At 29.8% G+C, this 24927-nt stretch carries 21 protein-coding genes; 15 read left to right on the forward strand and 6 right to left on the reverse strand.

Features of this window, described 5'->3' with window-relative positions:
• Positions 1 to 206: 206 nt before the first annotated feature.
• Positions 207 to 1760: a hypothetical protein gene (locus KO506_RS06595; RefSeq protein ID WP_215994106.1), complete on the reverse strand. Its 1554-nt coding sequence runs from the start codon at positions 1758 to 1760 to the stop codon at positions 207 to 209.
• A 131-nt stretch (positions 1761 to 1891) separates the two neighbouring features.
• Between KO506_RS06595 and KO506_RS06600 the strand changes: the two genes are divergently transcribed.
• The 8 genes from KO506_RS06600 to KO506_RS06635 all read left to right on the forward strand — a co-directional run bounded on the left by KO506_RS06600 (position 1892) and on the right by KO506_RS06635 (position 13217).
• Positions 1892 to 3067 carry a 2-isopropylmalate synthase gene (locus tag KO506_RS06600; protein ID WP_215994107.1) on the forward strand — a complete coding sequence of 392 codons (1176 nt, stop codon included), beginning with the start codon at positions 1892 to 1894 and terminating at the stop codon, positions 3065 to 3067.
• A gap of 13 nt (positions 3068 to 3080) precedes the next feature.
• Positions 3081 to 4202 (forward strand): 3-isopropylmalate dehydrogenase, encoded by a 1122-nt coding sequence (leuB, locus tag KO506_RS06605; RefSeq protein WP_215994108.1) that lies wholly within the window; start codon positions 3081 to 3083, stop codon positions 4200 to 4202.
• A gap of 356 nt (positions 4203 to 4558) precedes the next feature.
• Positions 4559 to 6235, forward strand: coding sequence for a dihydroxy-acid dehydratase (gene ilvD, locus KO506_RS06610; RefSeq protein ID WP_215994109.1), 1677 nt, complete (start codon positions 4559 to 4561; stop codon positions 6233 to 6235).
• A 90-nt stretch (positions 6236 to 6325) separates the two neighbouring features.
• Positions 6326 to 8059 (forward strand): biosynthetic-type acetolactate synthase large subunit, encoded by a 1734-nt coding sequence (gene ilvB, locus KO506_RS06615; RefSeq protein WP_215994110.1) that lies wholly within the window; start codon positions 6326 to 6328, stop codon positions 8057 to 8059.
• Between the two features lies 1 nt (position 8060).
• The gene (ilvN, locus tag KO506_RS06620; protein WP_215994111.1) at positions 8061 to 8591 is read left to right on the forward strand and encodes an acetolactate synthase small subunit; all 531 of its coding nucleotides are present in this window, start codon (positions 8061 to 8063) and stop codon (positions 8589 to 8591) included.
• Positions 8592 to 8672: 81 nt separating this feature from the next.
• Positions 8673 to 10148, forward strand: a complete 1476-nt coding sequence (gene ilvC, locus KO506_RS06625) for a ketol-acid reductoisomerase (protein WP_215994112.1) — start codon at positions 8673 to 8675, stop codon at positions 10146 to 10148.
• Positions 10149 to 10228: 80 nt separating this feature from the next.
• Positions 10229 to 11491, forward strand: a complete 1263-nt coding sequence (gene ilvA, locus KO506_RS06630; RefSeq protein WP_215994113.1) for a threonine ammonia-lyase IlvA — start codon at positions 10229 to 10231, stop codon at positions 11489 to 11491.
• A gap of 133 nt (positions 11492 to 11624) precedes the next feature.
• Complete coding sequence (locus KO506_RS06635; protein WP_215994114.1) at positions 11625 to 13217, forward strand: NADP-dependent glyceraldehyde-3-phosphate dehydrogenase; 1593 nt, start codon at positions 11625 to 11627, stop codon at positions 13215 to 13217.
• An 80-nt stretch (positions 13218 to 13297) separates the two neighbouring features.
• On the opposite strand, the gene KO506_RS06640 is transcribed toward KO506_RS06635, so the two are convergent.
• Complete coding sequence (locus tag KO506_RS06640; RefSeq protein ID WP_215994115.1) at positions 13298 to 13699, reverse strand: ACT domain-containing protein; 402 nt, start codon at positions 13697 to 13699, stop codon at positions 13298 to 13300.
• 44 nt (positions 13700 to 13743) lie between these two features.
• Positions 13744 to 14799: an endonuclease/exonuclease/phosphatase family protein gene (locus KO506_RS06645; protein WP_215994116.1), complete on the reverse strand. Its 1056-nt coding sequence runs from the start codon at positions 14797 to 14799 to the stop codon at positions 13744 to 13746.
• Between the two features lie 146 nt (positions 14800 to 14945).
• Here KO506_RS06645 and KO506_RS06650 point away from each other — a divergent pair, with 146 nt between their 5' ends.
• The 7 genes from KO506_RS06650 to truB all read left to right on the forward strand — a co-directional run bounded on the left by KO506_RS06650 (position 14946) and on the right by truB (position 22449).
• Positions 14946 to 17753 carry a carboxypeptidase-like regulatory domain-containing protein gene (locus tag KO506_RS06650; RefSeq protein ID WP_215994117.1) on the forward strand — a complete coding sequence of 936 codons (2808 nt, stop codon included), beginning with the start codon at positions 14946 to 14948 and terminating at the stop codon, positions 17751 to 17753.
• A 34-nt stretch (positions 17754 to 17787) separates the two neighbouring features.
• Positions 17788 to 19227, forward strand: a complete 1440-nt coding sequence (locus KO506_RS06655) for a DUF5689 domain-containing protein (RefSeq protein WP_215994118.1) — start codon at positions 17788 to 17790, stop codon at positions 19225 to 19227.
• Positions 19228 to 19293: 66 nt separating this feature from the next.
• Positions 19294 to 19695 (forward strand): methylmalonyl-CoA epimerase, encoded by a 402-nt coding sequence (mce, locus tag KO506_RS06660; RefSeq protein ID WP_215994119.1) that lies wholly within the window; start codon positions 19294 to 19296, stop codon positions 19693 to 19695.
• 73 nt (positions 19696 to 19768) lie between these two features.
• On the forward strand, positions 19769 to 20647 hold the full coding sequence (locus tag KO506_RS06665; protein WP_215994120.1) for a cell division protein FtsX: 879 nt from the start codon (positions 19769 to 19771) through the stop codon (positions 20645 to 20647).
• 5 nt (positions 20648 to 20652) lie between these two features.
• Entirely contained in the window at positions 20653 to 20895 is a 243-nt protein-coding gene (locus KO506_RS06670; protein WP_215994121.1) for a DUF3098 domain-containing protein, read from the forward strand.
• A gap of 3 nt (positions 20896 to 20898) precedes the next feature.
• Positions 20899 to 21693 (forward strand): undecaprenyl-diphosphate phosphatase, encoded by a 795-nt coding sequence (locus KO506_RS06675; RefSeq protein ID WP_215994122.1) that lies wholly within the window; start codon positions 20899 to 20901, stop codon positions 21691 to 21693.
• Between the two features lie 63 nt (positions 21694 to 21756).
• Positions 21757 to 22449 (forward strand): tRNA pseudouridine(55) synthase TruB, encoded by a 693-nt coding sequence (gene truB / locus KO506_RS06680; protein WP_215994123.1) that lies wholly within the window; start codon positions 21757 to 21759, stop codon positions 22447 to 22449.
• 10 nt (positions 22450 to 22459) lie between these two features.
• On the opposite strand, the gene KO506_RS06685 is transcribed toward truB, so the two are convergent.
• The 3 genes from KO506_RS06685 to KO506_RS06695 form a co-directional block, all read right to left on the reverse strand.
• On the reverse strand, positions 22460 to 23071 hold the full coding sequence (locus KO506_RS06685; RefSeq protein ID WP_215994124.1) for a MarC family protein: 612 nt from the start codon (positions 23069 to 23071) through the stop codon (positions 22460 to 22462).
• 6 nt (positions 23072 to 23077) lie between these two features.
• Positions 23078 to 23587 carry a DUF3124 domain-containing protein gene (locus KO506_RS06690; RefSeq protein ID WP_215994125.1) on the reverse strand — a complete coding sequence of 170 codons (510 nt, stop codon included), beginning with the start codon at positions 23585 to 23587 and terminating at the stop codon, positions 23078 to 23080.
• 92 nt (positions 23588 to 23679) lie between these two features.
• Entirely contained in the window at positions 23680 to 24543 is an 864-nt protein-coding gene (locus KO506_RS06695; protein ID WP_215994126.1) for a sigma-70 family RNA polymerase sigma factor, read from the reverse strand.
• Positions 24544 to 24927: the final 384 nt, after the last annotated feature.

Raw genomic sequence — 24927 nt, forward strand, 5'->3', positions numbered from 1 at the left:
TTGTGCGAATAATGGTGTTCATAGAAATACATACTACAGAAGTAGTTTTAGAAGAATTTGTATTTAATTTAGAAAGATTCACACCACAAAAATAGAAGTATTATTTATTTTGATGGGTTTAGATGCGTATTATTTTATGTAAATTATTAAAAAATGTATAGTTCGTAATAATTGTTAAAATAATTAATAATAATTTAGTATTTAATTTATTTCTTTGATTTTTCTTTAATTATCAAAGCAATAGGTTTGTTTTTTATTTTACTTTCTAACCAAGAAAGAATGTCTAAATACAAAAATGCTCTTTTTTCATAAGGATGATTTTCAAACTTTTGCAGTTTGGCGTGTATTTTTTTGAACTCATTTTTAATTTCATGAGGAAAAACATCGCTCAAGTCTCTAATAGATGTTAAGAAAATCTTTTGAACTTCTTGCAGGTTTTCCATTTTTAATAGAAACTTATAAGTATCTAAAAACTGTCTTTCTAAATCGTAATCTAATCCGCATTCGTAATGCGCAATCAAATTTAAAATTCTTGCAAAACACTGTAAATCTTCTGCAGAGCTTAAATTTTTAGACTTTATAATTTTCTGTAAATAGCTAATGCATAGTTCGTTTTTACCCATTCCAAAGTACAAACAAGCAATTTTGTAATATAGCATTACAATATAATGGCTATCTAATCTGTTTCTGTAATCTTGTATTTTTTGATTAATGATTTCAACCAAGTATTCTCCTTCAGAAAAAGTAGCTTCTAAAAAATGTAAGTGCAATTTATTAGCATACAAATACTGAAAAATTAAAAGCTCTGTATTTGTGTTCGATGGAATTGTATTTTGCTCAATTTCTTCTTCAAAAGCGATTAACTCTCTTTTAAAAGTAGATTTTTTCTTTACAAAAAAAGAAGCCTCTAATAAGTAATTGATCCCTTTTAAGTAAAAAACAGGATGTTGTAAAATATGCTTTTTGTCTTCTTTAAATAAATCTACCCATTTTCTTGCATACTTGTAACTCTGTAAAAAATCTTGAGTTAAGAAACTATACCATAAATGCGATTTGTAAAGCCATAATTTTTCTCTAAAACCTAAATCTTCAAAATTATATTTAGGTAATCTTTTATGAAAATATTGATTAATAAACTCTAATTCTTCATTGTTTTTTACATATCCATTTTGTAATAAATGGCTGTACAATTGCAATGATAAATTAGACAATTTACTGGCTATTACATTTTGCTGGCTTAATGTTTTGGCTTGTACCGAAAGTTGATCTGCTCTGTTGCTTAAACTTCTTGTAATGTATTGAGTTTCTATTACTTTTTCGAGTTCAACAATTTCGTAGGCAATGTTTTTTTCTTCGTTTTCTAAGGCTAGATTTTTGGCTTTATCCAATAACTTTAAACTCTGTTTGTATAATCCTTTTTGATATAAAACTGTTGCAAAATCTAGTTGCTCTCTTATCTGAATTCTAATATTTTTATGAGCAGGATTTAAACGTAAACTAATTAAAATCTGCTTGTATAAATGCGCTTTTAAATTTGATAGTTGTTGTTTGGAGACAATTCCGCTATTAATAATTACTTTTTCATCATAGATTTTTAGCTTTTCTAAAAACTTGAAAAGCGAAAAAAACTTGGCGTCAATATTACCACCTAATCTACCAACATATAAGTTGAATTGCCTCTTTTCAGACTTGGTTAAAGACTTGATTAATATAAAAAGAGCATCGTTTTGATTATTGACTGATGTAGTAGTTTTACTCATAAATAACTGATTATAAAATACTTGTGTTTTAGCTAAGTATATTAGAAATCGTACTGAACTGTAAAAATAACCATTTATTTTAATCTCATTAATATACATTTGATTAAATATAAAGATAATCTTTACAAATTATGCAAGATAATAAGGTTCAAATTTTTGATACAACTTTAAGAGATGGAGAGCAAGTGCCTGGTTGTAAGTTAGATACTAATCAAAAATTGGTTATAGCAGAAAGATTAGATTTACTAGGTGTAAATGTAATTGAAGCTGGTTTTCCTGTTTCTAGTCCTGGAGATTTTACTTCAGTGTCAGAAATAGCTAAAATTGTAAAAAATGCAACAGTTTGTGGTTTAACTAGAGCTGTAGAAAACGATATAAAAGTAGCAGCAGAAGCATTAAAATTTGCAAATCATCCAAGAATTCATACTGGTATTGGTACTAGTGATTCTCATATACAATTCAAGTTTAATTCTACTAGAGAAAAAGTAATTGAAAGAGCTATTAAAGCAGTTTCTTATGCAAAATCTTTTGTAGAAGATGTAGAGTTTTATGCAGAAGACGCAGGTAGAACTGATAATGAATTTTTAGCAAGAGTATGTGAAGAGGTAATTAAAGCAGGTGCAACTGTTTTAAATATTCCAGATACTACTGGTTATTGTTTGCCAGAAGAATATGGTGCAAAAATGAAATATTTACGTGAAAACGTAAAAGGAATAGAAAATGTTACACTTTCTTGTCACTGTCATAACGATTTAGGCCTGGCAACTGCAAACTCAATTTCTGGTGTTATTAATGGTGCTCGTCAAATTGAATGTACCATAAATGGGATTGGAGAAAGAGCAGGAAATACAGCTTTAGAAGAAGTTGTAATGGTGTTAAAACAACATCCATATTTAAATTTAGAAACCTCTATCAATACAAAATTATTGTATGATACAAGTATAATGGTTCGTGAAAGTATGGGAATGCCAGTACAACCTAATAAAGCAATTGTAGGTGCAAATGCATTTGCACATAGTTCTGGAATTCATCAAGATGGAGTTATTAAAAACAGAGAAACATACGAAATTATGGATCCTGAAGATGTTGGGGTTACAGAAAGTGCAATTGTGTTAACAGCAAGAAGTGGTAGAGCAGCTTTAGCTTATAGAGCTAAAAAAATTGGTTACGAATTAACTAAAGTTCAATTAGATACTGCTTACACTTCATTTTTAGAAACTGCTGATAAACAAAAAGAAGTAAAAGATGATGATATTCATTCTATAATGAAAGAGGTGAATAAAATATCTAAAATAGCAATGGCTTAAATGTAATAGAATTATGAAATATACTATAGCTGTAATTCATGGAGATGGTATTGGTCCTGAAGTAGTAGATCAAGCTAAAAAAGCATTAGATGCAGTAGCAGAAGCTTACGACCATATTTTTTTGTATAAAGAAGCATTGTTAGGTGCTTGTGCAATAGAAAAAACGGGTTATCCATTACCTCAAGAAACTATAGATATTTGTAGAAATTCTGATGCCATTTTATATGGTGCAATTGGTGATCCTAAATATGATAATGATCCATCAGCAAGAATTCGTCCAGAACAAGGTTTGTTACAACTTAGAAAAGAATTGGATTTATATTGTAATGTAAGACCTGTAAAGGCTTATGATAATTTAATTCATAATTCACCATTAAAAAGAGAGGTAATAAAAGGTACAGATTTTTTAGTGTATAGAGAGTTAACTGGCGGAATTTATTTTGGTAAAAAAGAACTAAGTGAAGATGGTAAAACAGCTTCTGATGTTTCTGTTTACACTGTTGATGAAATTACAAGAATAACCCATTTAGCATTTAAAGCTGCACAAAAAAGAAAGAAAAAAGTAACGTTGGTAGATGAATCTAATGTGTTAGAGACATCGCGTTTATGGCGAAAAACAGTTACTGAAATTGCTAAATTATATCCAGAAATTACTTTAGAATACTTGTTTGTAGCTAATGCAACAATGCAATTAATTACAAACCCAAAAAAGTTTGATGTTATTCTTACAGAAAATCTTTTTGGAGATATTATTTCTGATGAAGCTAGTGTAATTAGTGGTTCTAAAGGTTTAATAGCGTCATCATCAATTGGTGAAGAAAATGCTTTGTTTGAACCAATTCATGGTTCTTATTTCGAAGCTAAAGGTAAAGATTTAGCAAATCCTTTAGCATCAATTTTATCAGCAGGTATGTTATTACAACATTTAGGTTTAAATGAAGAGGCAGATGCAATTGAAAGAGCAGTAGAAAAATCGTTGGCTTTAGGTATTACAACTAAAGATATTAAGCGTAAAATTCAAAATGCAACAACAACATCTAAAGTAGGTGATTTTATTGCAGATTATATTACAAATCAAGATGATAGTAATATGAATTTTAAGAACATTCATATGGGGCAGAGTACAATTATTTAATTTAATTCAATTTAAAATTAGGATTTTTAAATAAAATTTTTAAATATTTGAATCGCAAATGAAAAAACAAATTTTAAATATTATTACTATTTTAAACGTCATCGTAATTATTGCGAATTGATCAGGAAGTGGTATTTATAACATAAAAATTAAATTTAGCCTTCCTTTAAAAACGGAAGGTTTTTTATTGCATTTATTTGAATAATTGAGTATCATAATTAAGTAAGGTTAAATAACTGTAAATCAGTAAGATTAGTGTTATTTTAAACAACTGAAATTCAAGTATTCAATTGAATTTAATGTAACGAAAAAAGAGAAATAGAATAATTTAGTCAACAAAATCAAGAAATCATTAAATGAAACTAAACAAACACAGTAGCAGATTAACACAAGACGAATCTCAACCAGCATCTCAAGCAATGTTGTATGCAGTTGGTTTATCTGACGAAGATATGCAAAAAGCGCAAATAGGAATTGCGAGTACTGGTTACGATGGTAATCCTTGTAATATGCATTTAAATAGACTTAAAGATGAAGTCAAGGTCGAGTGTAAAATTGCAGATTTAGTCGGTTTAGGTTTCAATACTATTGGTGTTTCTGATGGTATTTCTATGGGAACTTCAGGTATGAACTACTCTTTAGTTTCTAGAGATATTATTGCAGATTCTATAGAAACTGTAATGAACGCTCAAAGTTACGATGGTTTAATTGCTATTGTAGGTTGTGACAAAAATATGCCAGGAGCTGTAATGTCTATGTTGCGTTTAAATCGCCCATCAATTATGATGTATGGAGGTACAATTGCATCAGGGAATTATAAAGGAAAAAAATTAAATATAGTTTCTGCATTTGAGGCATTAGGGCAAAAAGTAGCAGGTGAAATAGAGGAAGATGAGTATAGAGAAATTATAAAAAGAGCAATTCCAGGAGCAGGTGCTTGTGGGGGAATGTATACTGCAAATACGATGGCTTCTGCTATTGAGTGTATGGGCTTTGCATTACCTTACAATTCGTCAATTCCTGCTGAAAATCCTAATAAATTATCAGAATCAGAAAGACACGCAAGAGCAATTAAAAACTTATTAGAAAAAGATTTAAAACCTTTAGATATTATTTCTAAAAAATCAATTGAAAATGCAATTGCTTTGGTAAATGCTTTAGGAGGTTCTACAAATGCAGTATTACATTTTTTAGCAATAGCTCATGCAGCTGATATTGATTTTACTTTAGAAGATTTTCAAAAAGTATCTGATAGAACTCCATTAATTGCTGATTTAAAACCATCAGGAAAATATTTAATGGAAGATGTTCATGGAGTTGGTGGTACACCAGCAATTATGAAATACTTATTAGATAATGGTTATTTACATGGAGATTGTATGACTGTAACTGGTAAAACATTAGCAGAAAATTTAGCGGATGTTGAAGCAATGGAATTTGAAGATCAAGATGTAATTTATCCAAAAGATAAAGCATTAAAATCATCAGGAAATATTCAAATTATTTATGGAAACTTGGCAACTGAAGGAGCAGTTGCAAAAATTTCTGGAAACGAAGGTTTATTGTTTGAAGGGAAAGCAGTTGTTTATGATGGAGAACAAGCAGCAAATACAGGTATTTCTAATGGAGAAGTAGAAAAAGGTGATGTAGTCGTCATTAGATATGTTGGGCCTAAAGGAGGACCAGGAATGCCAGAAATGTTAAAGCCAACTTCGTTAATTATGGGAGCAGGTTTAGGTAAATCTGTAGCTTTAATTACTGATGGACGTTTTTCTGGAGGTACTCACGGTTTTGTAGTGGGGCACATTACACCAGAAGCACAATCAGGAGGAACAATAGGGATTTTAGAAACTGGAGATAAAATTAGAATTAGCGCAGAAGATAATTCGATTAATGTTTTAATTTCTGATGAAGAATTAGCAGAAAGAAAAGCAAAATGGATTGCTCCAGAACCAAAACATAAAAAAGGAATTTTATATAAATATGCAAAAACAGTAGCCTCTGCATCTAAAGGATGTGTTACTGATTTGTAAATAATTATAGATAAAAGAATAAGAGAAAAGAAAGGTGAGATAAATAGTAAAATCTTTAGTCTTTTTTCTCTAATCTAAAAATATAAAAATATGGAAACACAAACCATAAACACAAAAGATAAAACAACAAAAACAACAGAACGTATTTCTGGTAGCGAGGCAATTGTAAGATGCTTAATTGAAGAGGATGCAAAAATAATTTATGGATATCCAGGAGGAGCAATCATGCCAGTTTATGATGAGTTATATAAATATCAAGATAAAATTCATCATGTTTTAACACGTCATGAACAAGGAGCAACACACTCTGCCCAAGGTTATGCAAGAATTTCTGGTAAAGTAGGAGTTGCAATCGCAACTTCAGGTCCAGGTGCAACCAATTTAATTACAGGTATTGCAGATGCACAAATAGATTCAACACCTATGGTATGTATTACTGGTCAGGTATTTTCTCACTTATTAGGAAGTGATGCATTTCAAGAAACTGATATTGTGGGTATTTCTACACCTGTTACAAAATGGAATTGTCAAGTTACTAAAGCTTCAGATATTCCTACAGCTATAGCAAAAGCATTTTATATTGCAAAAAGTGGAAGACCAGGCCCTGTTTTGATTGACATAACAAAAGACGCACAAATAGAGGAGTTTGATTTCTCATACGAAAAATGTACTAAAGTAAGAAGTTATAATCCAGTTCCTAAAACTGTATTTTCCTCAGTAGAAGAGGCTGCTAGACTAATTAATTCAGCCAAAAAACCTTTAATTGTTTGGGGGCAAGGAGTTATTTTAAGTGAAGCAGAAGAAGCTTTTAAAGCTGTTGTAGAGAAAGCAGGAATTCCTGCTGCTTGGACTATTTTAGGCGTATCTGCAATTCCTACTTCTCATCCTTTAAATGTTGGTATGGTTGGTATGCATGGTAATTATGCACCAAATGTTTTAACAAATGAATGTGATGTTTTAATAGCAATCGGTATGCGATTTGATGATCGTGTTACAGGTAGTTTATCAACTTACGCAAAACAGGCCAAAGTAATTCATTTTGAAATTGATCCTGCAGAAGTAGATAAAAATGTAAAAACAGATGTTGCTGTTTTAGGTGATGCAAAAGCAAGTTTAGAGTTGTTATTACCATTATTAGATGAAAATACACACCCAGAATGGCGTCAGAAATTTGCGGATTTATATGCTATTGAATATGAAAAAGTAATTAAAAACGATTTATATCCTACAAAAGAAGGAATTACAATGGGTGAGGTTTTAAAAGAAATCAACATTCAAAGTAAAGGAAATGCTGCAATTGTAAGTGATGTTGGTCAACATCAAATGATTGCTTGTAGATATGCAGAATTTAATAAATCAAAAAGTAATATTACTTCTGGTGGTTTAGGCACAATGGGCTTTGGTTTGCCAGCAGCAATAGGTGCAAAAATGGCAGCTCCAGATCGTGAAGTAGTTTCTATTTCTGGTGATGGAGGTTACCAAATGACGATTCAGGAACTAGGTACTATTTTTCAGCAAAAAGCAGCTGTAAAAGTAGTGGTTTTAAATAATGATTTCTTAGGAATGGTGCGTCAGTGGCAACAATTGTTTTTTGATAAACGTTACGCATCCACAGAAATGGTGAACCCAAATTTTGTTGCTATTGCAGAAGGGTATTATATAAAGGCAAAAAAGGTTACAAAAAGAGAAGAATTAGCAGATGCTGTTGCAGAAATGATGGCAAGTAAAGAAGCGTATTTCTTAGAGGTTTGTGTAGAAAAGGAGGATAATGTATTTCCTATGATTCCTACAGGAGCAAGTGTTTCAGATATAAGACTAGAATAAGATGAATACAGAAAAACAACTTTATACAGTATCTATTTATACTGAAAATAATATTGGATTGTTGAATAGGATTTCAGCAATTTTCCAAAGAAGACATATAAATATAGAGAGTTTAAATATTTCACCTTCAGAAATAGAGAATGTTTCTAAATTTATTATTGTGGTCAATATGATTGAAGAAGATGTAAAGAAAATTATTGGTCAAATCGAAAAACAAGTAGAAGTAATTAAAGCATATTACCATAATCTTGATGAGATTATTTATCAAATTTCGGGGTTATTTAAAATTAAATCAGAATTGTTATTTGAAGAACGTCAAATTCAAAATATCATCAAAGAAAGTAACGCTAGAATTGTTACTGTAAATAAAGATTTTTTTGTCCTTGAAAAATCAGGAAGAAAAGAAGAAATAGTAGAACTTTATAATGAATTAAGTGTTTTTGGAATTATGCAATACACTCGTTCTGGTTTAATTGCAGTTAGTAAAGAAGAAATGAAAATTTCTGCATTATTAGAAACATATAATAACTAAAAATAAATTACAGTAAAGAAAAAAGAATTCAACTTTTAAGGTTTACTTCTTTTTTCTACATCAAAAACAAAAACTAAAAAAATGTCAAATTATTTTAACACATTAACATTAAGACAAAAATTAGAACAATTAGGTCAATGTCGTTTCATGAATGCTTCTGAATTTGAAGACGGAGTTGAAGCGCTAAAAGGTAAAAAAATTGTTATTGTGGGTTGTGGAGCACAAGGTTTAAACCAAGGTTTAAACATGAGAGATTCTGGTTTAGATATCGCTTATACTTTAAGACCAGCTGCTATAGAACAGAAAAGACAATCATATATTAATGCAACTTCTAACAATTTTAACGTAGGTACTTACGAAGAAATGTTACCAACTGCAGATCTAGTAATTAATTTAACACCAGATAAACAACATACAAATGTTGTAAATGCAGTAATGCCATTAATGAAAAAAGGTGCTACTTTATCTTATTCTCATGGTTTTAATATTGTAGAAGAAGGTATGCAGATTCGTAAAGATTTAACTGTAATTATGGTTGCACCAAAATCTCCTGGTTCAGAAGTTCGTGAAGAATATAAAAGAGGTTTTGGAGTGCCAACATTAACGGCAGTTCACCCAGAAAATGATCCAGAAGGTAAAGGTTGGGCGCAAGCAAAAGCGTATGCAGTTGCAACAGGTGGTCATACAGCAGGTGTTTTAGAATCTTCTTTTGTAGCTGAGGTAAAATCAGATTTAATGGGAGAGCAAACTATTTTATGTGGTTTGTTACAAACTGGTGCAATTTTATCTTTCGATAAAATGGTTGCAGAAGGTATTGATGCTGGTTATGCAGCAAAATTAATTCAGTATGGTTGGGAAACTGTAACTGAGGCTTTAAAGCATGGAGGTATCACTAATATGATGGACAGATTGTCTAACCCTGCAAAAGTAGAAGCATTTAGATTATCAGAAGAATTAAAAGACATTATGCGTCCATTGTTCCAAAAACATATGGATGATATTATGACTGGTCATTTCTCTAAAACAATGATGGAAGACTGGGCTAATGATGATATAAACTTATTAACTTGGAGAGCTGCAACAGGTGAAACTGCTTTTGAAAAACAAACGATTACAGACCAAGAAATTCCAGAACAAGAATATTTTGATCATGGAACTTTATTAGTTGCTTTTGTAAGATCTGGAGTAGAATTAGCTTTTGAAGCAATGACAGAATCAGGTATTATTGATGCATCTGCATATTACGAATCTTTACACGAAACTCCGTTAATTGCAAATACAATTGCAAGAATGAAGTTAGCAGAAATGAATCGTGTAATTTCTGATACTGCAGAATATGGTTGTTATTTATTCGATCACGCTTGTAAGCCTTTATTAACTGATTTTATGAAAACAGTTTCTACAAACGTAATTGGTAAATCTTTTAGCTCAGAAAACGGAGTTGATAACCAAGAATTAATTAAAATTAACAAGATTATAAGAAATCATCCAGTAGAAATTGTAGGAGAGCAATTAAGAGCTTCTATGACTGCAATGAAAGTAATTAAATCTGCTTAATAAGATAAGAATTTCCCCAATATTTTGAATAAACCTGTTAGATTTAAAAATTTGACAGGTTTTATTTTTACATTTGATTTATGCAATCAGAATCAATTTTTTTTCCAAGTTTAATTAACATAAAAGCGGCTGCCAAAAATTTAGAAGGTGTAGCTACTAAGACACCTTTAACTAAAAACTCTAATCTATCTAAAGAGTTTACTGCTAATGTTTTTTTTAAAAGAGAAGATTTGCAGGTAGTTCGTTCTTACAAAATTAGAGGTGCTTATAATAAAATGTTTGCTTTAAGTACTGTTGAAAAACAAAACGGAATTGTTTGTGCAAGTGCAGGTAATCATGCACAAGGTGTAGCTTTATCTTGTAAATTATTACAAATAAAAGGTACAATTTTTATGCCATCACCAACACCAAATCAAAAGATAGAACAGGTGAAAATGTTTGGTGAAGAGTATATAGATATTGTAATTGGTGGCGATACTTTTGATGATGCCTTTAATGCTGCAAAAGTAGAATGCGATGCTAAAAATAAAACCTTTATTCACCCTTTTAATGATGAAAAAGTTATTGAAGGGCAAGCAACTGTTGGTTTAGAAATTTTAGAACAAACCAGTAAAAAGATCGATTATGTTTTTGTGCCAATTGGTGGTGGAGGTTTATCATCAGGATTGTCTTCTGTGTTTAAATTATTATCTCCAGAAACAAAAATTATTGGTATAGAGCCAGAAGGTGCACCTGCAATGCTAACATCAATCAATAGTAATAAAAATACGGCTTTATCTACTATAGATCCTTTTGTAGATGGTGCTGCTGTTAAAAAAGTTGGCGATTTAAACTTTGCTATTTGTCAGCAAAATTTGCATAAAGTAATTACAGTTCCAGAAGGTAAAGTCTGTCAAACAATTTTAAACTTGTATAATAAAGATGCAATTGTTGTGGAGCCTGCTGGCGCTTTAAGTATTGCTGCGTTAGATTTTTTTGCTGATGAAATAAAAGGAAAAAATGTAGTTTGTGTAGTAAGTGGTAGTAATAACGACATCACTAGAACAGAAGAAATTAAAGAAAGAGCTTTAGTGTATGCAGATTTAAAACATTATTTTATTATAAAATTTCCTCAAAGAGCAGGAGCTTTAAAAGAATTTGTAGTTGATATTTTAGGACCTGATGATGATATTACACATTTCGAATACACCAAAAAAAATAATAGAATAAAAGGTGCAGCAGTAGTTGGTTTAGAGTTGCAGTCATCTAAAGATTTGCAACCTTTAATTAAAAGAATGAAAGACAATAATTTCTTTGGAGATTATTTAAATGATAAACCAGACTTGTTTCAATTTTTAGTATAATTATTTTAAAATGCATTATAATACGAAATGCTTTTCGCTATTTTAGATTCAAAAAAGAACAGATGGCGCTAATTTTTGCTAAATTCGTTATATAAAATTATTTCAAATTTTGTATAAAATTTAAATATTTCAAATGAAAAACAATTTCAAAGAAATTCCAGAAAAGTTTAAAATTTCGGAATTAAAACACCAAAAAACATATTTAGTTAGTGGTGAATTAAAAGAATGGAAAGGAGAATTTTCTGAAGTATATTCCTCTATTTCATCAACAGAAAAATATAAACCAACTTTGTTGGGTACTGTACCTAATTTAACTGGAGATCAAGCTATAGAAGCATTAGATTCTGCTTATAGAGCTTATGATAAAGGGCAGGGTTTATGGCCTACAATGCGTGTTGCAGACAGAATTGCTTGTATGGAAGAGTTTGCAGAGCAAATGAAAACCAAAAGAGATGAGGTTGTAAAATTGTTAATGTGGGAAATTGGTAAGGCACTGCCAGATTCTGAAAAAGAATTCGACAGAACAATAGAGTACATTTACGATACTATAGAAGATTACAAACAAATGGATCGTGATTCTGCTAAATTTCAAAAAAATAGTGGAGTTTATGCACATGTAAGACGTGGACCATTAGGTGTAGTTTTGTGTTTAGGACCTTATAACTATCCTTTAAACGAAACTTTTGCTTTGTTAATTCCTGCTTTAATTATGGGTAATACAACTGTTTTTAAACCAGCAAAACATGGGGTTTTATTATTATCTCCATTAATGGAAGCATTTCAAAACTCTTTTCCAGAAGGTGTTGTAAATATTATTTATGGTAGAGGCCGTGTTTTGGCAACTCCTATAATGAAAACTGGTAAGGTTGATGTTTTAGCTTTAATTGGTAATAGTAAATCTGCAAATGCAATTCAGGCAAATCATCCTTATAAAAATAGATTGAGATTGGTTTTAGGTCTAGAGGCTAAAAATCCAGGAATTGTTTTGCCAGATGCAGATTTAGATTTAGCAATAAATGAATGTATTACTGGTTCTACGTCTTTTAACGGCCAAAGATGTACAGCTTTAAAAGTATTGTATGTACATGAGCATATTGTAGATAAATTTAAAAAGCGTTTTGCAGAAAGAGTAGATGCTTTAAAGTTTGGAAATCCTTGGGAAGATGGTGTGAAATTAACACCTTTACCAGAACCAGGAAAACCAGCTTATATTCAAGAATTGATAGATGATGCTACTGAAAAGGGAGCAAAGGTTATCAATAAAAAAGGAGGGAAAACAACTGAAAATTATATTTTTCCAGCAGTTTTATACCCTGTTTCTAAAGATATGAGAGTATATCAAGAAGAGCAATTTGGACCTGTAATTCCTGTAGTTTCTTTTAAAAATATTCAAGAACCTTTAGATGATATGGCTGAATCGAATTACGGACAACAAGTAAGTGTTTTTGGTAGCGAAGTAAAAACTTTAGCACCTTTAATTGATACACTTGTTAACTTGGTATGTAGAGTTAATTTAAATAGTGCTGCACAAAGAGGGCCAGATGTATATCCTTTTACAGGTAGAAAAGATTCTGCTGTAGGTACTTTAAGTGTGCATGATGCTTTACGTTCTTTTTCAATTAGAACTTTTGTAGCATCTAAAGACACAGAATACAACAATGCAATTTTAGAAGAATTATTAGATAAAAAAGCGTCTAACTTTATTAGTACTGATTATCTTTTGTAATAGATTGTTGATAATATTTACACAAACAAAAACCTCCTTTTATGCACTTTAAAAGGAGGTTTTTTTTTAAGATAGATGTGTTATTGTTCTTTATTTGATAGTGCATTTAAAATTTTAATAGCTTTTTCAGAGTCTTTTTTATCAACAAAAATATGATCGTGATAATAACCAGCAATTACATTACAACTAATATTGTTTTTTGCTAATTCTGATGAAAATATTGCAGTTAAACCTACAGCATCTAAAGAAGAGTGAATATTTAAAGTAATCCAAGAAGCAATATATTCATAGTTTAGGTTTAGTTTGTCAGCTTTTTCTTTTTCAATAACTATAGTTGTTCCCTCTATTTCTTTAAACTCGCAAATGGTATCTTTTCTATTAATTTTAGTAATGTCTTTAATAGTAGAAAATATATAATCTCCATCATTTAATTTTGGAGACATACTTTTTATTAATTCAGATAAATTTGTTTCTCCAGCCATTTAATAAGTTTTTTTGTTTAAAGAGATAAATAGTAAATTTTCTATTACTTTTTCTCTTTAATCAAATACATATATACAGGAAAATGATCAGAATAACCACCAGTATAACCTCCGTTAGAAAAACTTCTGAAAGGGTAACCTTTATATTGACCTTTTTTACCACTTAAAAAACGTTTATTAAAAATTTTTGCTTGAAACATTTTGTAATCAGAAAAATCTTTTTCGCCTTTATCTAAAAGAGGAGAAGAAATTAAAATCATATCAAAAAGATTTAAATTATCTCTATATGCTAAAGTATTAAAACCTCTTCTATGTAATTCTTCATAAGGATTATAAATATCTAAAGAGTCTACATTTTTCTTTTTAGCTTTTGTTTTTAAAACTTTTTTAAAACTAGAATTTATTGGGTCGTCATTAAAATCTCCCATAATTATAATTTTTGCATTTGGGTCTTTTTCACGTACTTGCGCAATAATTTTTGTGTTTTGAAATGCTGCTTTTTCACGTAAAGGTCTACTTTTTGCTTCACCACCACTTCTAGAAGGCCAATGGTTTACAATAACATGAATAAGTTCATCATCTAAATAACCAGAAACTAATAATTGATCTCTTGTATAAACAGGAAAATTATTTCTGTAAATTTTAGGGTTAAAAGCTTCGTGAAAAACAGGTTTAAAATATCTTTTTTGATATAATAAAGCTACATCAATTCCACGTTTGTCTGGCGAATCGTAATGTATAATGCCATATCCTTTTTTTCTTAAACGTTCAGATTTTACTAAATCTTCTAAAACACTTAGGTTTTCTACTTCAGAAACACCTATAATAGCAGGGCTAGTTTTTGCTTTATCTGCACCAATTTGTACTATAACAGAACCTAATTTGTCAATCTTGTCCCAATATACTTTAGATCGGTTTGCTTTTAATTCCATCATTGGGCTAGCTTCATCATTAATAGTAGTATCATTAATGGTATCAAAAAGATTTTCTAAATTATAGAAAGCAAGTGTTCTAATATTGTATTGTTTCCCTTTACTTTGAGAAAAAGAAATAGAAACAGTTAAAAAAAGAATTGCAAAAAAAGATAAATATTTATTCATTATGGTTATATTTAGATTTGCAAATTTATGAAACAAATTTTAAGCCAAAAATTATATAATGTTATGTTAACATTAGAATTTCTTAAAATTTCTTAAATTTACACCCGTTTTTAACAAAAAAAATAACGAAATATAATCAAACATTTATGAAAAAAAATATTTTATCAATATTTATGTCATTATTCTTGCTTTGCGGAATAAATGCACAGAATATTGTAAAAGGAGTTGTTGCAGATAGCGATTCCGAAAATCCTCTAGCTAGTGTTTTGGTAAGCGTTATAAATACTAATTATAATCAAGAAACTGGTTCTGATGGTGTATTTGTAATAGAAAGCATACCAAATGGAACTTATATCTTAGAGGTAAAATTATTAGGTTATGAAACTCAAAATTTTCCTATAGAACTAAATGGCAAAACAATAGATTTAGGGAGTATTCTACTATATAAAGATATTACTGTAGATCAAGATTTAAGTTTAATTACCATCACAGACGATGAATTAAATGATGATGCAAGTGCTGCAGATAATATTTCTGGTTTATTACAAGCTTCTAGAGATCTTTATTTAAGAACTGCAGCTTATGAGTTTAGTTCTTCATTTTTTAGAATTAAAGGTTTAGATTCAGAAAATGGTAAAGTGCTTATAAACGGTTTAGATATGAATAAGCTCTATAGTGGAAGACCACAATGGAGTAACTGGGGTGGTTTAAACGATGTTTTAAGAAATCAAGAATTTAGCAATGGTTTAACACCTTCTGCATATACATTTGGTGGTGTGTTAGGTTCTACAAATATAAATGTTAGAGCAGCAGAACAAAGAGCAGGTACAAGAGTTTCTTATTCTTCATCTAACAGAAGTTATGCTCACAGACTTATGGTTACTCATTCTTCTGGTTTGTCTCAAGATGGTTGGGCTTACACAGTTGCAGCAAGTAGAAGATCTGCTTTAGAGGGTTTTGTAGATGGTACAAGTTATAATGCAATTTCTATGTTTGCATCCGTAGAAAAGAAATTCAATGAAAAACATAGTATCAATTTTACTTCTATAAGTGCTTTTAATAGAAGAGGTAAATCAGCTCCGCAAACACAAGAAGTTTTTGATTTAAAAGGTATCGCATACAATTCGTACTGGGGATATCAAAATGGACAAATGAGAAACTCTCGTATAAAAGAGGTCTTTGAACCAATTTTAATGTTGAATCATTATTGGACTTTAAGTGATAAAACATCTATAAATACAAATGTTTCTTATCAATTTGGTAGAACTGGTAATAGTAGAATAGATAATAATGGAACTAGAGTAGATGGAACTGCTGTTGATGGTAATGGAAACCCATATATTGTAAATCTTGGTGCATCTAATCCAGATCCTACATATTACCAAAAATTACCAAGTTACGGTTTAAGACAAGGTTATTCTAATATTTACGGTATTCAGCAAAACTTTTTAAATGATGGCCAATTAGATTGGGATAGTTTATATAATGCTAATTTAAACCCTGCAAATGGTGGTAATTCTTCTTATGTTTTATATGAAGACAGAAATGATGATAAGCAACTAACAATTAATAGTATTCTTGCACACGAAGTTTCTGATAACGTTACTATAAATGGAAGGTTGCAATACACACAATTAAAATCTGAAAACTTTGCAGAAGTAATCGATTTATTGGGTGGTACAGGTTATTTAGATGCAGATTCTTTTGCAGATTCTTTCGATGAGAAACAGAATGATTTATTAAACCCTTTAAATGTTGTAGGAGAAGGAGATAAATTTAAATACAACTTCGATTTAAACTCAAGTGTAATTGATGCTTTTGTTCAAGGGCAATTTAAATATAATAAAGTAGATTTTTATTTAGCTGCAAATGTATCAAGAACTACACACCAAAGAGAAGGGTTATTCCAAAATGGAGGTTTTGCAGACAATTCTTTAGGTAAATCTGATGAATTATCTTTTTCTAATTACGGAGCAAAAGGAGGTTTTACCTATAAATTTACAGGGCGTCATTTACTTGATTTTAATGCAGGTTATTTAACAAAAGCACCTAATTTAAGAAACTCATTTTCTAACTCAAGAGAAAATAATAGTACTGTAGACAATTTAACAAGCGAAAAAGTACTTGCTACAGATATTAGTTACATTTTTAGGGGGCCAATTATTCAAGCTAAATTAACAGGTTATTATATTAAATCCCAAGATGCAACAGAAATTTCTTTTTTCTTTGCTGATGGAATTGGAGGAGACAATACAGCCTTTGTACAAGAAGTTTTATCAGGTATTGATAAGAAGAATTTTGGAGCAGAATTTGGTATAGAAGCACAAGTTACACCAACTATTAAATTAAAAGCAGCAGGTAATATTGGTCAGTACACTTATGATAATAATCCAAATTTATACTTAACTACAGAAAACAATACTCGTTCTCAAGAAGCAGGTTTTGTAGATGGTCGTAAAGATTTTGGTGAAGCCAATCTTAAAAATTACAAATTAGCAGCTGGTCCACAAACAGCTTATTCAGTTGGTTTTGAATATAGAGATCCAGATTATTGGTTTGTAGGTGCAACTGCAAACTTTTTCGATAATGTTTATGTAGATATAGCTCCTTTAACAAGAACATCTAACTTTGCAGATGATGGAGGAGTTCCTTTTAACGATTATGATGAAGATATTGCTAGAGAATTGTTACAACAAGAAAAGTTTGATAATTATATGGTAGTAAATATGATTGGTGGTAAATCTTGGAAAATAGGTAATCAATACATTAGCCTTTTTGCTAGTATTGGTAATATTTTTAACACTGAGTACAAATCAGGTGGTTTTGAGCAAGGTAGAAATGCAAATTATAGAGAACTAAAAGCAGATAAAGAATTAGATACACCTGTTTTTGGAAACAAATATTGGTTTGGTAGAGGAACAAATTACTTCTTAAACTTAAGCTACAGATTTTAAATAAAAAATAAAAAAATAATTAATAAATACAATTATGAAAACAAATAAAATTTACGGCTTTTTATCATTAATAATGGTGGCCTTAACAATATTTTCTTGTGTAGAAGATGGCGATTTTGCAGTGCCAAACGTATCTGTAGTAGAACCAGATATTACAGTTAATTCTTCAGTTTTAGCCATTCAAACAGCGTTACAACAAGAGTACAACTCTACAGGAGATATTACATATACTTTTTATGAAAATGAAGACAACCCTACTTATGTAGAAGCTTATGTTGTTTCTAGTGATGCAACAGGTAATTTTTACAAAAAGTTAATTGTACAAGACAATCCAGAAAACCCAACAGCAGGTATAGAAATTGTATTAAACCAAACTTCATTAGGTGAAACTTACGAAGTAGGTAGAAAAATTTATATTAAATTAGATGGTTTATCTGTTTCTTATGATGATGGAGAAAGCGCTAGTTGGATAAACCCAACAAACGATGTTTTGGGTAAATACGTTTTAGGTGTTTTAGCAGGTGATCAAGTAGATGATATACCATCAACAGAAATTGAAAACCATATTTGGAGATCTGCTACAACAGTAGATATTGTGCCAACTTCAATTCAATTAGCAGATATTACAGATGCACACATAAATACAATGATTCAATTACCTTCTGCTCAATTCTTAAAATCTGATGTAGCTAAAACTTTTGCTGGTGAATCTAGTGACGAGTATGATGGTTTTAGAACTATTTTTGAGTGCGATACAGAAGCTACAATTCAACTACAAACAAGTACTTTTGCTAGTTTTAAATCGAATTTAGTACCTCAAGGTAAAGGTTCTTTTACAGGAGTTTTATCTAAAGATTATGCATCTGAATTTTTAGTAGCTGTTGTAAATAAACCATCTGATATGGATTTTACAGATGATGCTAGATGTGATCCTCCAGTTTTAGAATGTACAGGTACTGTTGGTGGTAGTACAATTTTATTAGAAGAAGATTTTGAAAGCATTTCTTCTGCAACTGCTTTAACTGCTGCAGGATGGACAAATGTAAACGTAAATGGAGGTAGTACTCTTTATTCTTCTACAAGTTTTAGTGGTAACAGATATGTGCAAATAAGTGCATATAATAGTGATGAGTCTCCTTTAGAAGTTTGGTTAGTTACGCCAGAAGTAGATTTAGATTCAACAACTGATGAAGAGTTAACATTTGAAACAAATACAGGTTATGATAATGGTGCTGCACTTACAGCATTTGTTTCTTCAGATTTTACAGGAGATGTAACAACAGCAACTTGGTTAAAAGTTGATGCAGATTTATCTTCAGGACCAACTTCTGGTTATAATTCTTTTTCTAGTTCAGGTTCTATAAACATATCTTGTTTAACAGGTAAATTACATGTTGCCTTTAGATATGTTGGTGCAGATAATGGAGTTACAACTACTTTTCAAGTAGATAATGTAAAAATTTCAGGAAACTAATCCTTTAGTTTTTTAAAATAATAAAGAACCAGTAATTAAGTTTACTGGTTTTTTTATTTTTACAAAATGGATAAAATAGAACATATAGGAATTGCTGTAAAAGATTTAGAGAAATCGAATCAGCTATTTGCAGCGCTTTTTGGTGAAAAGCATTATAAAACAGAAGAAGTTTTATCAGAAGGCGTAAAAACCTCTTTCTTTAAAACAGGTCCTAATAAAATAGAGTTGTTACAGGCAACGAATGCAGAAAGTCCTATTGCAAAATTTATCGATAAAAAAGGAGAAGGAATTCATCATATAGCTTTTGCAGTAAACGATATTGTTTCAGAAATAAAAAGATTAAAAAACGAAGGTTTTATCATCTTAAACGAAACTCCCAAAAAAGGTGCAGACAACAAATTAGTTGCTTTTTTGCATCCAAAAAGTACAAATGGAGTTCTTATAGAATTGTGCCAAGAAATCAATTAGTTAAAATACTGCAAACTCTTACTATCAACTGAAACGTAATTATTATCTTGCAACGATTTTTAACAGTTAATTAATGTCATCAAAATTTGACTCTTATCAAAAAAGACGCTTAACATCTTCTTACATTTCAGTTGTAATTAGTATTGCCTTGGTGCTTTTTATGGTAGGTGTTCTAGGGTTGATATTACTAAAATCTACAAAAGCTGCTAACTACGTTAAAGAAAAAGTAGCTATTACACTTTTTATAAAAGATAACGTAACTCAAAAACAAATAAAAACCTTTAGAGAATCTCTATTAACAGAAGAATTCACAAAAAAGGCAATTTATACAAGCAAAGCACAAGCAGCAAAAAAATATAGCGAAGAAATTGGTGAAGATTTTTTAGAGTTTTTAGGAGAAAATCCTTTAAAAAACGGAATAGATATTTACCTGAAAGCAGATTTTGTTACTCCAGAAAAAATTACAGAGTTAGAACAAAGATTTTCTAAAAATGCCTTTGTTGCTGATGTTTCTTACGATAAACCTTTAATTAATTTGTTAACTAAAAACATTAACAGAATTAGTTTTTGGCTTTTAGTTTTAAGCGGATTTTTTAGCTTAATTGCAATGATATTAATTAACAGTTCAATTAGATTATCAATTTATTCGAAACGATTTAATATTAAAACCATGCAAATGGTGGGTGCAACCAAAAGTTTTATTCGTAGACCATTTATTTGGAGAAGTATAAAATTAGGGATGATTGGGGCAATTATAGCTTTAGCAGGTTTAGGAGTTGTTGTATATTATTTAGATAAATACATACCAAGTTTACAGTTTTTAGAAGATTATATTACTTTAGGATATATTGCAGTAGGTGTGCTTTTATCAGCATTTATAATAACTTGGATTAGTACATTTTTTGCAACACAACGTTTTCTGAATCTAAAAACAGACGAACTTTATTATTAAAAAATATGAAAAAAGAAATCAATCAAGATCAAGAATTTTTATTCGGCAAAAAGAACTATATCATTATGCTTATAGGTATTGTTTTTATTACTTTAGGTTTTATTTTTATGTCTGGTGGAGGTAGTGATGATCCTAACGTTTTCAATGAAGAAATATACAATTGGCAACGAATTCGTTTAGCGCCAACTTTAGTAATTATAGGATTAGGAATAGAAATTTATGCAATATTAGTAGACCCAAAAAAATAAGCTATGGATGTTTTAGAAGCAATAATTCTTGGAGTTATCCAAGGGTTAACAGAATTTTTACCAGTATCATCTAGTGGTCATTTAGAATTAGCAAAAGCTATTTTAGGTGATACATCAGTACCAGAAGAAAGTTTAACCTTTACAGTAGTTTTGCATTTTGCTACAGCATTAAGTACTTTGGTTATCTTTAGAAAAGAAGTGGCAGAAATTTTTAAAGGATTATTCCAATTTAAATGGAATGATGAATTAAAATTTTCTTTAAAAATCATAATTTCTATGATTCCTGCAGTTATTGTGGGTTTACTTTTTGAAGAGCAATTAGAGTCTTTTTTTGGTGGTAAAATATTATTAGTAGGTGTAATGTTGTTAGTTACAGCTTTACTTTTATTACTTGCAGACAAGGCAAAAAACACCAATAAAGAAGTGTCTTTTGTAAATTCTGTTATAATAGGTGTTTCTCAAGCAATTGCAATGTTGCCAGGTATTTCTAGATCTGGTGCAACTATTTCTACTTCAGTTTTATTAGGTATAGACAGAACTAGAGCAGCAAAATTTTCATTTTTAATGGTTGTTCCTTTAATTTTTGGAAAGATTGGTAAAGATGTTTTAAGTGGCGATTTAAATTTCCAATCATCAGAAATGTTACCAATTTCAGCAGGTTTTATAGCTGCATTTTTAGCAGGTATTTTAGCATGTAAATGGATGATTGCTTTGGTTAAGAAAAGTAAATTATCTTACTTTTCAATTTACTGTGCAGTAGTTGGTGTAATTGCCATTGGTTATGCACTTTTTAACTAATTTAGGTTGATGTTCATTTAGTGTTAAACTGATTATCCAAAGTAAGAAACGCTTTATTTTTTAATGATAAGAACAGAAGAAGATTTTAAAAACGGTCAAGTTTTATTGGTTGATAAACCTTTAACTTGGTCCTCTTTTCAAGTTGTAAATAAATTACGTTGGCATATTAAGCAACGCTTTAATATCAAAAAAATAAAAGTGGGTCATGCAGGTACTTTAGATCCGCTTGCGACTGGTTTATTAATTATTTGTACAGGTAAGCAAACTAAAGAAATTAACACTTATCAAGGTCAAATTAAAGAATATACAGGCACTATAACTTTAGGAGCAACAACACCAAGTTACGATTTAGAAACTGAGGTTAACGAGACTTTTGCTATAGAGCATATTACTGAAGCTCTATTAAAAGAAACTACCCATCAATTTATTGGTAATATTCAGCAAAAACCACCAATTTTTTCTGCTATAAAAAAAGACGGAAAACGTTTATATGAATTGGCTAGAAAAGGTGAAACTACCGAAATAAAATCAAGAGAAATAACCATTTCTGAATTCGAAATTACAAACATTAATTTACCAAATGTAGATTTTAGAGTGGTTTGTAGCAAAGGAACTTACATTCGTTCTTTAGCTTACGATTTTGGGAAAGCACTAAATTCTGGCGGACATTTATCAGTCTTAAGAAGAACTAAAATTGGTGATTTTTCTGTAGATGATGCAGTTTCTATAGAGCAATTTATAGAAGAGTTGGTGTAATTGTAATTTATTATAAGTTGGTGAAATAGCTTGTAATACCAGTTAATATACTTTGTACTGCATAAGCTGCTAAAATTAATCCCATAATTTTACTAATTACTGTAATCCCATAGTTTCCAATTCGTTTTTGCAACAAATTTGCACCCAAAAGAATTATACAAGTAATACCAATTACCAATAAAACAATTGCAGTTGTTATAACTTGTTGTTGAATTGTATAAAGATGATTATCAGTCATTAAAACAACAGCCATAATTGCTCCTGGAGATGCCATAGATGGTATTGCAATAGGGAAAATAGTAACATGTTTATAATCAGTAATTCCACTTTTTTCTAGTTCAGGTTTGCCATCACCAAAAATCATTGTTAATGCAAATAAGAATAAAATTACACCACCAGAAATTTGAAAAGCATCTAAAGAAACAGACATACCTTCTAGAATCAATTGCCCAATTACAATAAAAAATAAAAGAATTAAAAATGCAATTACAGAAGCACGAATAGCAATTTTTTTCTTGTATTTTAAATCGAATTCTTTGGTAGCTTCTAGGTAAACAGGTATAGTTCCTATAGGATCTATTACAGCAAATACAAAAAATATGGTTGTTAAAAATTCTGCCATTTTAGTTTATTTAATTCGTTTAGCTTGTGTTGTAAAAGATAACCCTTGTTGACTCATTGTTGATGTCATTACTGCTTCAAAAATAGGTTCTGGTGTGTTTTTTTGCTTTTTCCACTCAAAAATAAAATTAGAACCAGTACCACCAGTTACGTCTTTTTCTCCAATTATGATTTCTGTGGTTTCTAATGGAGCAATAAAAATAGGATAATCAAAATATTTTCGAATCGATTTGCCTTCAGTATCAAAATATTCGGCTTTTAAAAGATAAATGGTATCTAAATCGCTTGTATTTCTTATGCTTATCATCGATGTTAAACTTATTTTTTTACTATCAGTAAAACTATAAATTTCAGAATAAATAGAAAGGTAAGATTTTCCATATTCTAAAGAATCGTTTAAAACATGATTTATTTTTCGCTTCGACCAGTTTTCTGAATTTAAAGTATCGATTCCGTTTTTCTTTTCACAATTAAAAATCAGGAATATTAAAACTAATACAAGATATTTTGGTTTCATAAAGTTAATATTTTCAAATTTCTAACAATTTAATTTCTATAAACAAATATATTGTATTTTACTTAGATATTTTTTGGTTGCTTACTTTTTGTCTACCCTAAATAATAACGTAAAACCTCTGTTTTATATTTGTTTTTCAAACGTTTAATAGCTCTTTGTTTTACTTGTCTTACACGTTCTCTAGTTAAATCGAATGTTTCTCCAATTTCACTTAAACTAGTAGGTTTGTAGTTGCCTAAACCAAAAAACATTTTAATTACCTTAGCTTCTTTTTGAGTAAGTATATTTAAAGCCCTTTCAATATCTGTATTTAAAGACTCTTTCATTAACTTTTTATCGGGTCTTGGAAACTCATTTGTCTTTAAAACATTATATAAATTTGTATCTTCACCATCTTTAAAAGGCGCATCCATAGAAAGGTGTTTGCCAGAATTTTTCATAGATTGTGTAACACTACTTACAGTAGTATCTAACTCATTTGCAATCTCTACATAAGTTGGTATTCTTTCGTTTTGTTGTTCTAATTTAGAGTATACTTTTTTAATTTTACTAATGCTACCAATTTTATTTAAAGGCAAACGCACAATTCTAGATTGTTCTGCTAAAGCAGACATAATCGATTGACGAATCCACCAAACTGCATAAGAAATAAATTTAAAACCTCTTGTTTCATCAAAACGTTTGGCTGCTTTTACAAGACCTAAATTGCCTTCATTAATTAAATCAGACAATTTTAAACCTTGTCCTTGGTATTGTTTTGCAACAGAAACCACAAAACGTAAATTTGCTTTTACCAATTTATCTAAAGCTCTGCCATCTCCTTTTTTTATTTTTAAAGCCAATTCAACTTCTTCATCAGCCGTAATTAATCCTATTTTACTAATTTCTTGAAAATATTTTTCTAAGGATTTTTCATCACGATTGGTTACTTGTTTTGCAATTTTAAGTTGTCTCATAAATAAGATTTTTTTTTGATGTTTGAAAGGTGAAATTTTAAAATAGGTTGTAACAATTAAACTTGTTAGTAAAGTTTATGAATTGTAACTAATGATGTAGAATGTAGAAAAACTAGAAAACAAAATTTGAAGAGAAATCAGCAGCATTTCTATTATTTATAATGGTGCTTTGCTGATGTAATTTTGATTTTTTCATAGATCTCGAAATTACATAAAATAAGCCGATTTTAATAAGAAAACAGGTTTTTTTGTTCGTTTTTAATCAGTTTTTATTGAAAAATGAAGAATTTTAGTTTTTTTGATTGGGTTAACAATCAAATCATTTGCGCTAAAATTAAGTTTGTTTATGCTTTAATTTTGTATAGAATAAAAACGATAGTAACA

This window comes from Polaribacter vadi, from assembly GCF_018861005.1.
Taxonomy (GTDB): domain Bacteria; phylum Bacteroidota; class Bacteroidia; order Flavobacteriales; family Flavobacteriaceae; genus Polaribacter; species Polaribacter vadi_A.

What these genes read in the sequence shown, in the direction of transcription:
- truB (WP_215994123.1), top strand. Translation starts at nt 21,757, where the DNA reads ATGATAAGAACAGAAGAAGATTTTAAAAACGGTCAAGTTTTATTGGTT.
- KO506_RS06685 (WP_215994124.1), bottom strand. Translation starts at nt 23,071, where the DNA reads ATGGCAGAATTTTTAACAACCATATTTTTTGTATTTGCTGTAATAGAT.
- ilvA (WP_215994113.1), top strand. Translation starts at nt 10,229, where the DNA reads ATGCAATCAGAATCAATTTTTTTTCCAAGTTTAATTAACATAAAAGCG.
- KO506_RS06635 (WP_215994114.1), top strand. Translation starts at nt 11,625, where the DNA reads ATGAAAAACAATTTCAAAGAAATTCCAGAAAAGTTTAAAATTTCGGAA.
- ilvN (WP_215994111.1), top strand. Translation starts at nt 8,061, where the DNA reads ATGAATACAGAAAAACAACTTTATACAGTATCTATTTATACTGAAAAT.
- ilvC (WP_215994112.1), top strand. Translation starts at nt 8,673, where the DNA reads ATGTCAAATTATTTTAACACATTAACATTAAGACAAAAATTAGAACAA.
- KO506_RS06595 (WP_215994106.1), bottom strand. Translation starts at nt 1,760, where the DNA reads ATGAGTAAAACTACTACATCAGTCAATAATCAAAACGATGCTCTTTTT.
- KO506_RS06600 (WP_215994107.1), top strand. Translation starts at nt 1,892, where the DNA reads ATGCAAGATAATAAGGTTCAAATTTTTGATACAACTTTAAGAGATGGA.
- leuB (WP_215994108.1), top strand. Translation starts at nt 3,081, where the DNA reads ATGAAATATACTATAGCTGTAATTCATGGAGATGGTATTGGTCCTGAA.
- ilvB (WP_215994110.1), top strand. Translation starts at nt 6,326, where the DNA reads ATGGAAACACAAACCATAAACACAAAAGATAAAACAACAAAAACAACA.
- KO506_RS06645 (WP_215994116.1), bottom strand. Translation starts at nt 14,799, where the DNA reads ATGAATAAATATTTATCTTTTTTTGCAATTCTTTTTTTAACTGTTTCT.
- mce (WP_215994119.1), top strand. Translation starts at nt 19,294, where the DNA reads ATGGATAAAATAGAACATATAGGAATTGCTGTAAAAGATTTAGAGAAA.
- KO506_RS06670 (WP_215994121.1), top strand. Translation starts at nt 20,653, where the DNA reads ATGAAAAAAGAAATCAATCAAGATCAAGAATTTTTATTCGGCAAAAAG.
- KO506_RS06695 (WP_215994126.1), bottom strand. Translation starts at nt 24,543, where the DNA reads ATGAGACAACTTAAAATTGCAAAACAAGTAACCAATCGTGATGAAAAA.
- KO506_RS06640 (WP_215994115.1), bottom strand. Translation starts at nt 13,699, where the DNA reads ATGGCTGGAGAAACAAATTTATCTGAATTAATAAAAAGTATGTCTCCA.
- KO506_RS06650 (WP_215994117.1), top strand. Translation starts at nt 14,946, where the DNA reads ATGAAAAAAAATATTTTATCAATATTTATGTCATTATTCTTGCTTTGC.
- KO506_RS06655 (WP_215994118.1), top strand. Translation starts at nt 17,788, where the DNA reads ATGAAAACAAATAAAATTTACGGCTTTTTATCATTAATAATGGTGGCC.
- KO506_RS06665 (WP_215994120.1), top strand. Translation starts at nt 19,769, where the DNA reads ATGTCATCAAAATTTGACTCTTATCAAAAAAGACGCTTAACATCTTCT.
- KO506_RS06690 (WP_215994125.1), bottom strand. Translation starts at nt 23,587, where the DNA reads ATGAAACCAAAATATCTTGTATTAGTTTTAATATTCCTGATTTTTAAT.
- KO506_RS06675 (WP_215994122.1), top strand. Translation starts at nt 20,899, where the DNA reads ATGGATGTTTTAGAAGCAATAATTCTTGGAGTTATCCAAGGGTTAACA.
- ilvD (WP_215994109.1), top strand. Translation starts at nt 4,559, where the DNA reads ATGAAACTAAACAAACACAGTAGCAGATTAACACAAGACGAATCTCAA.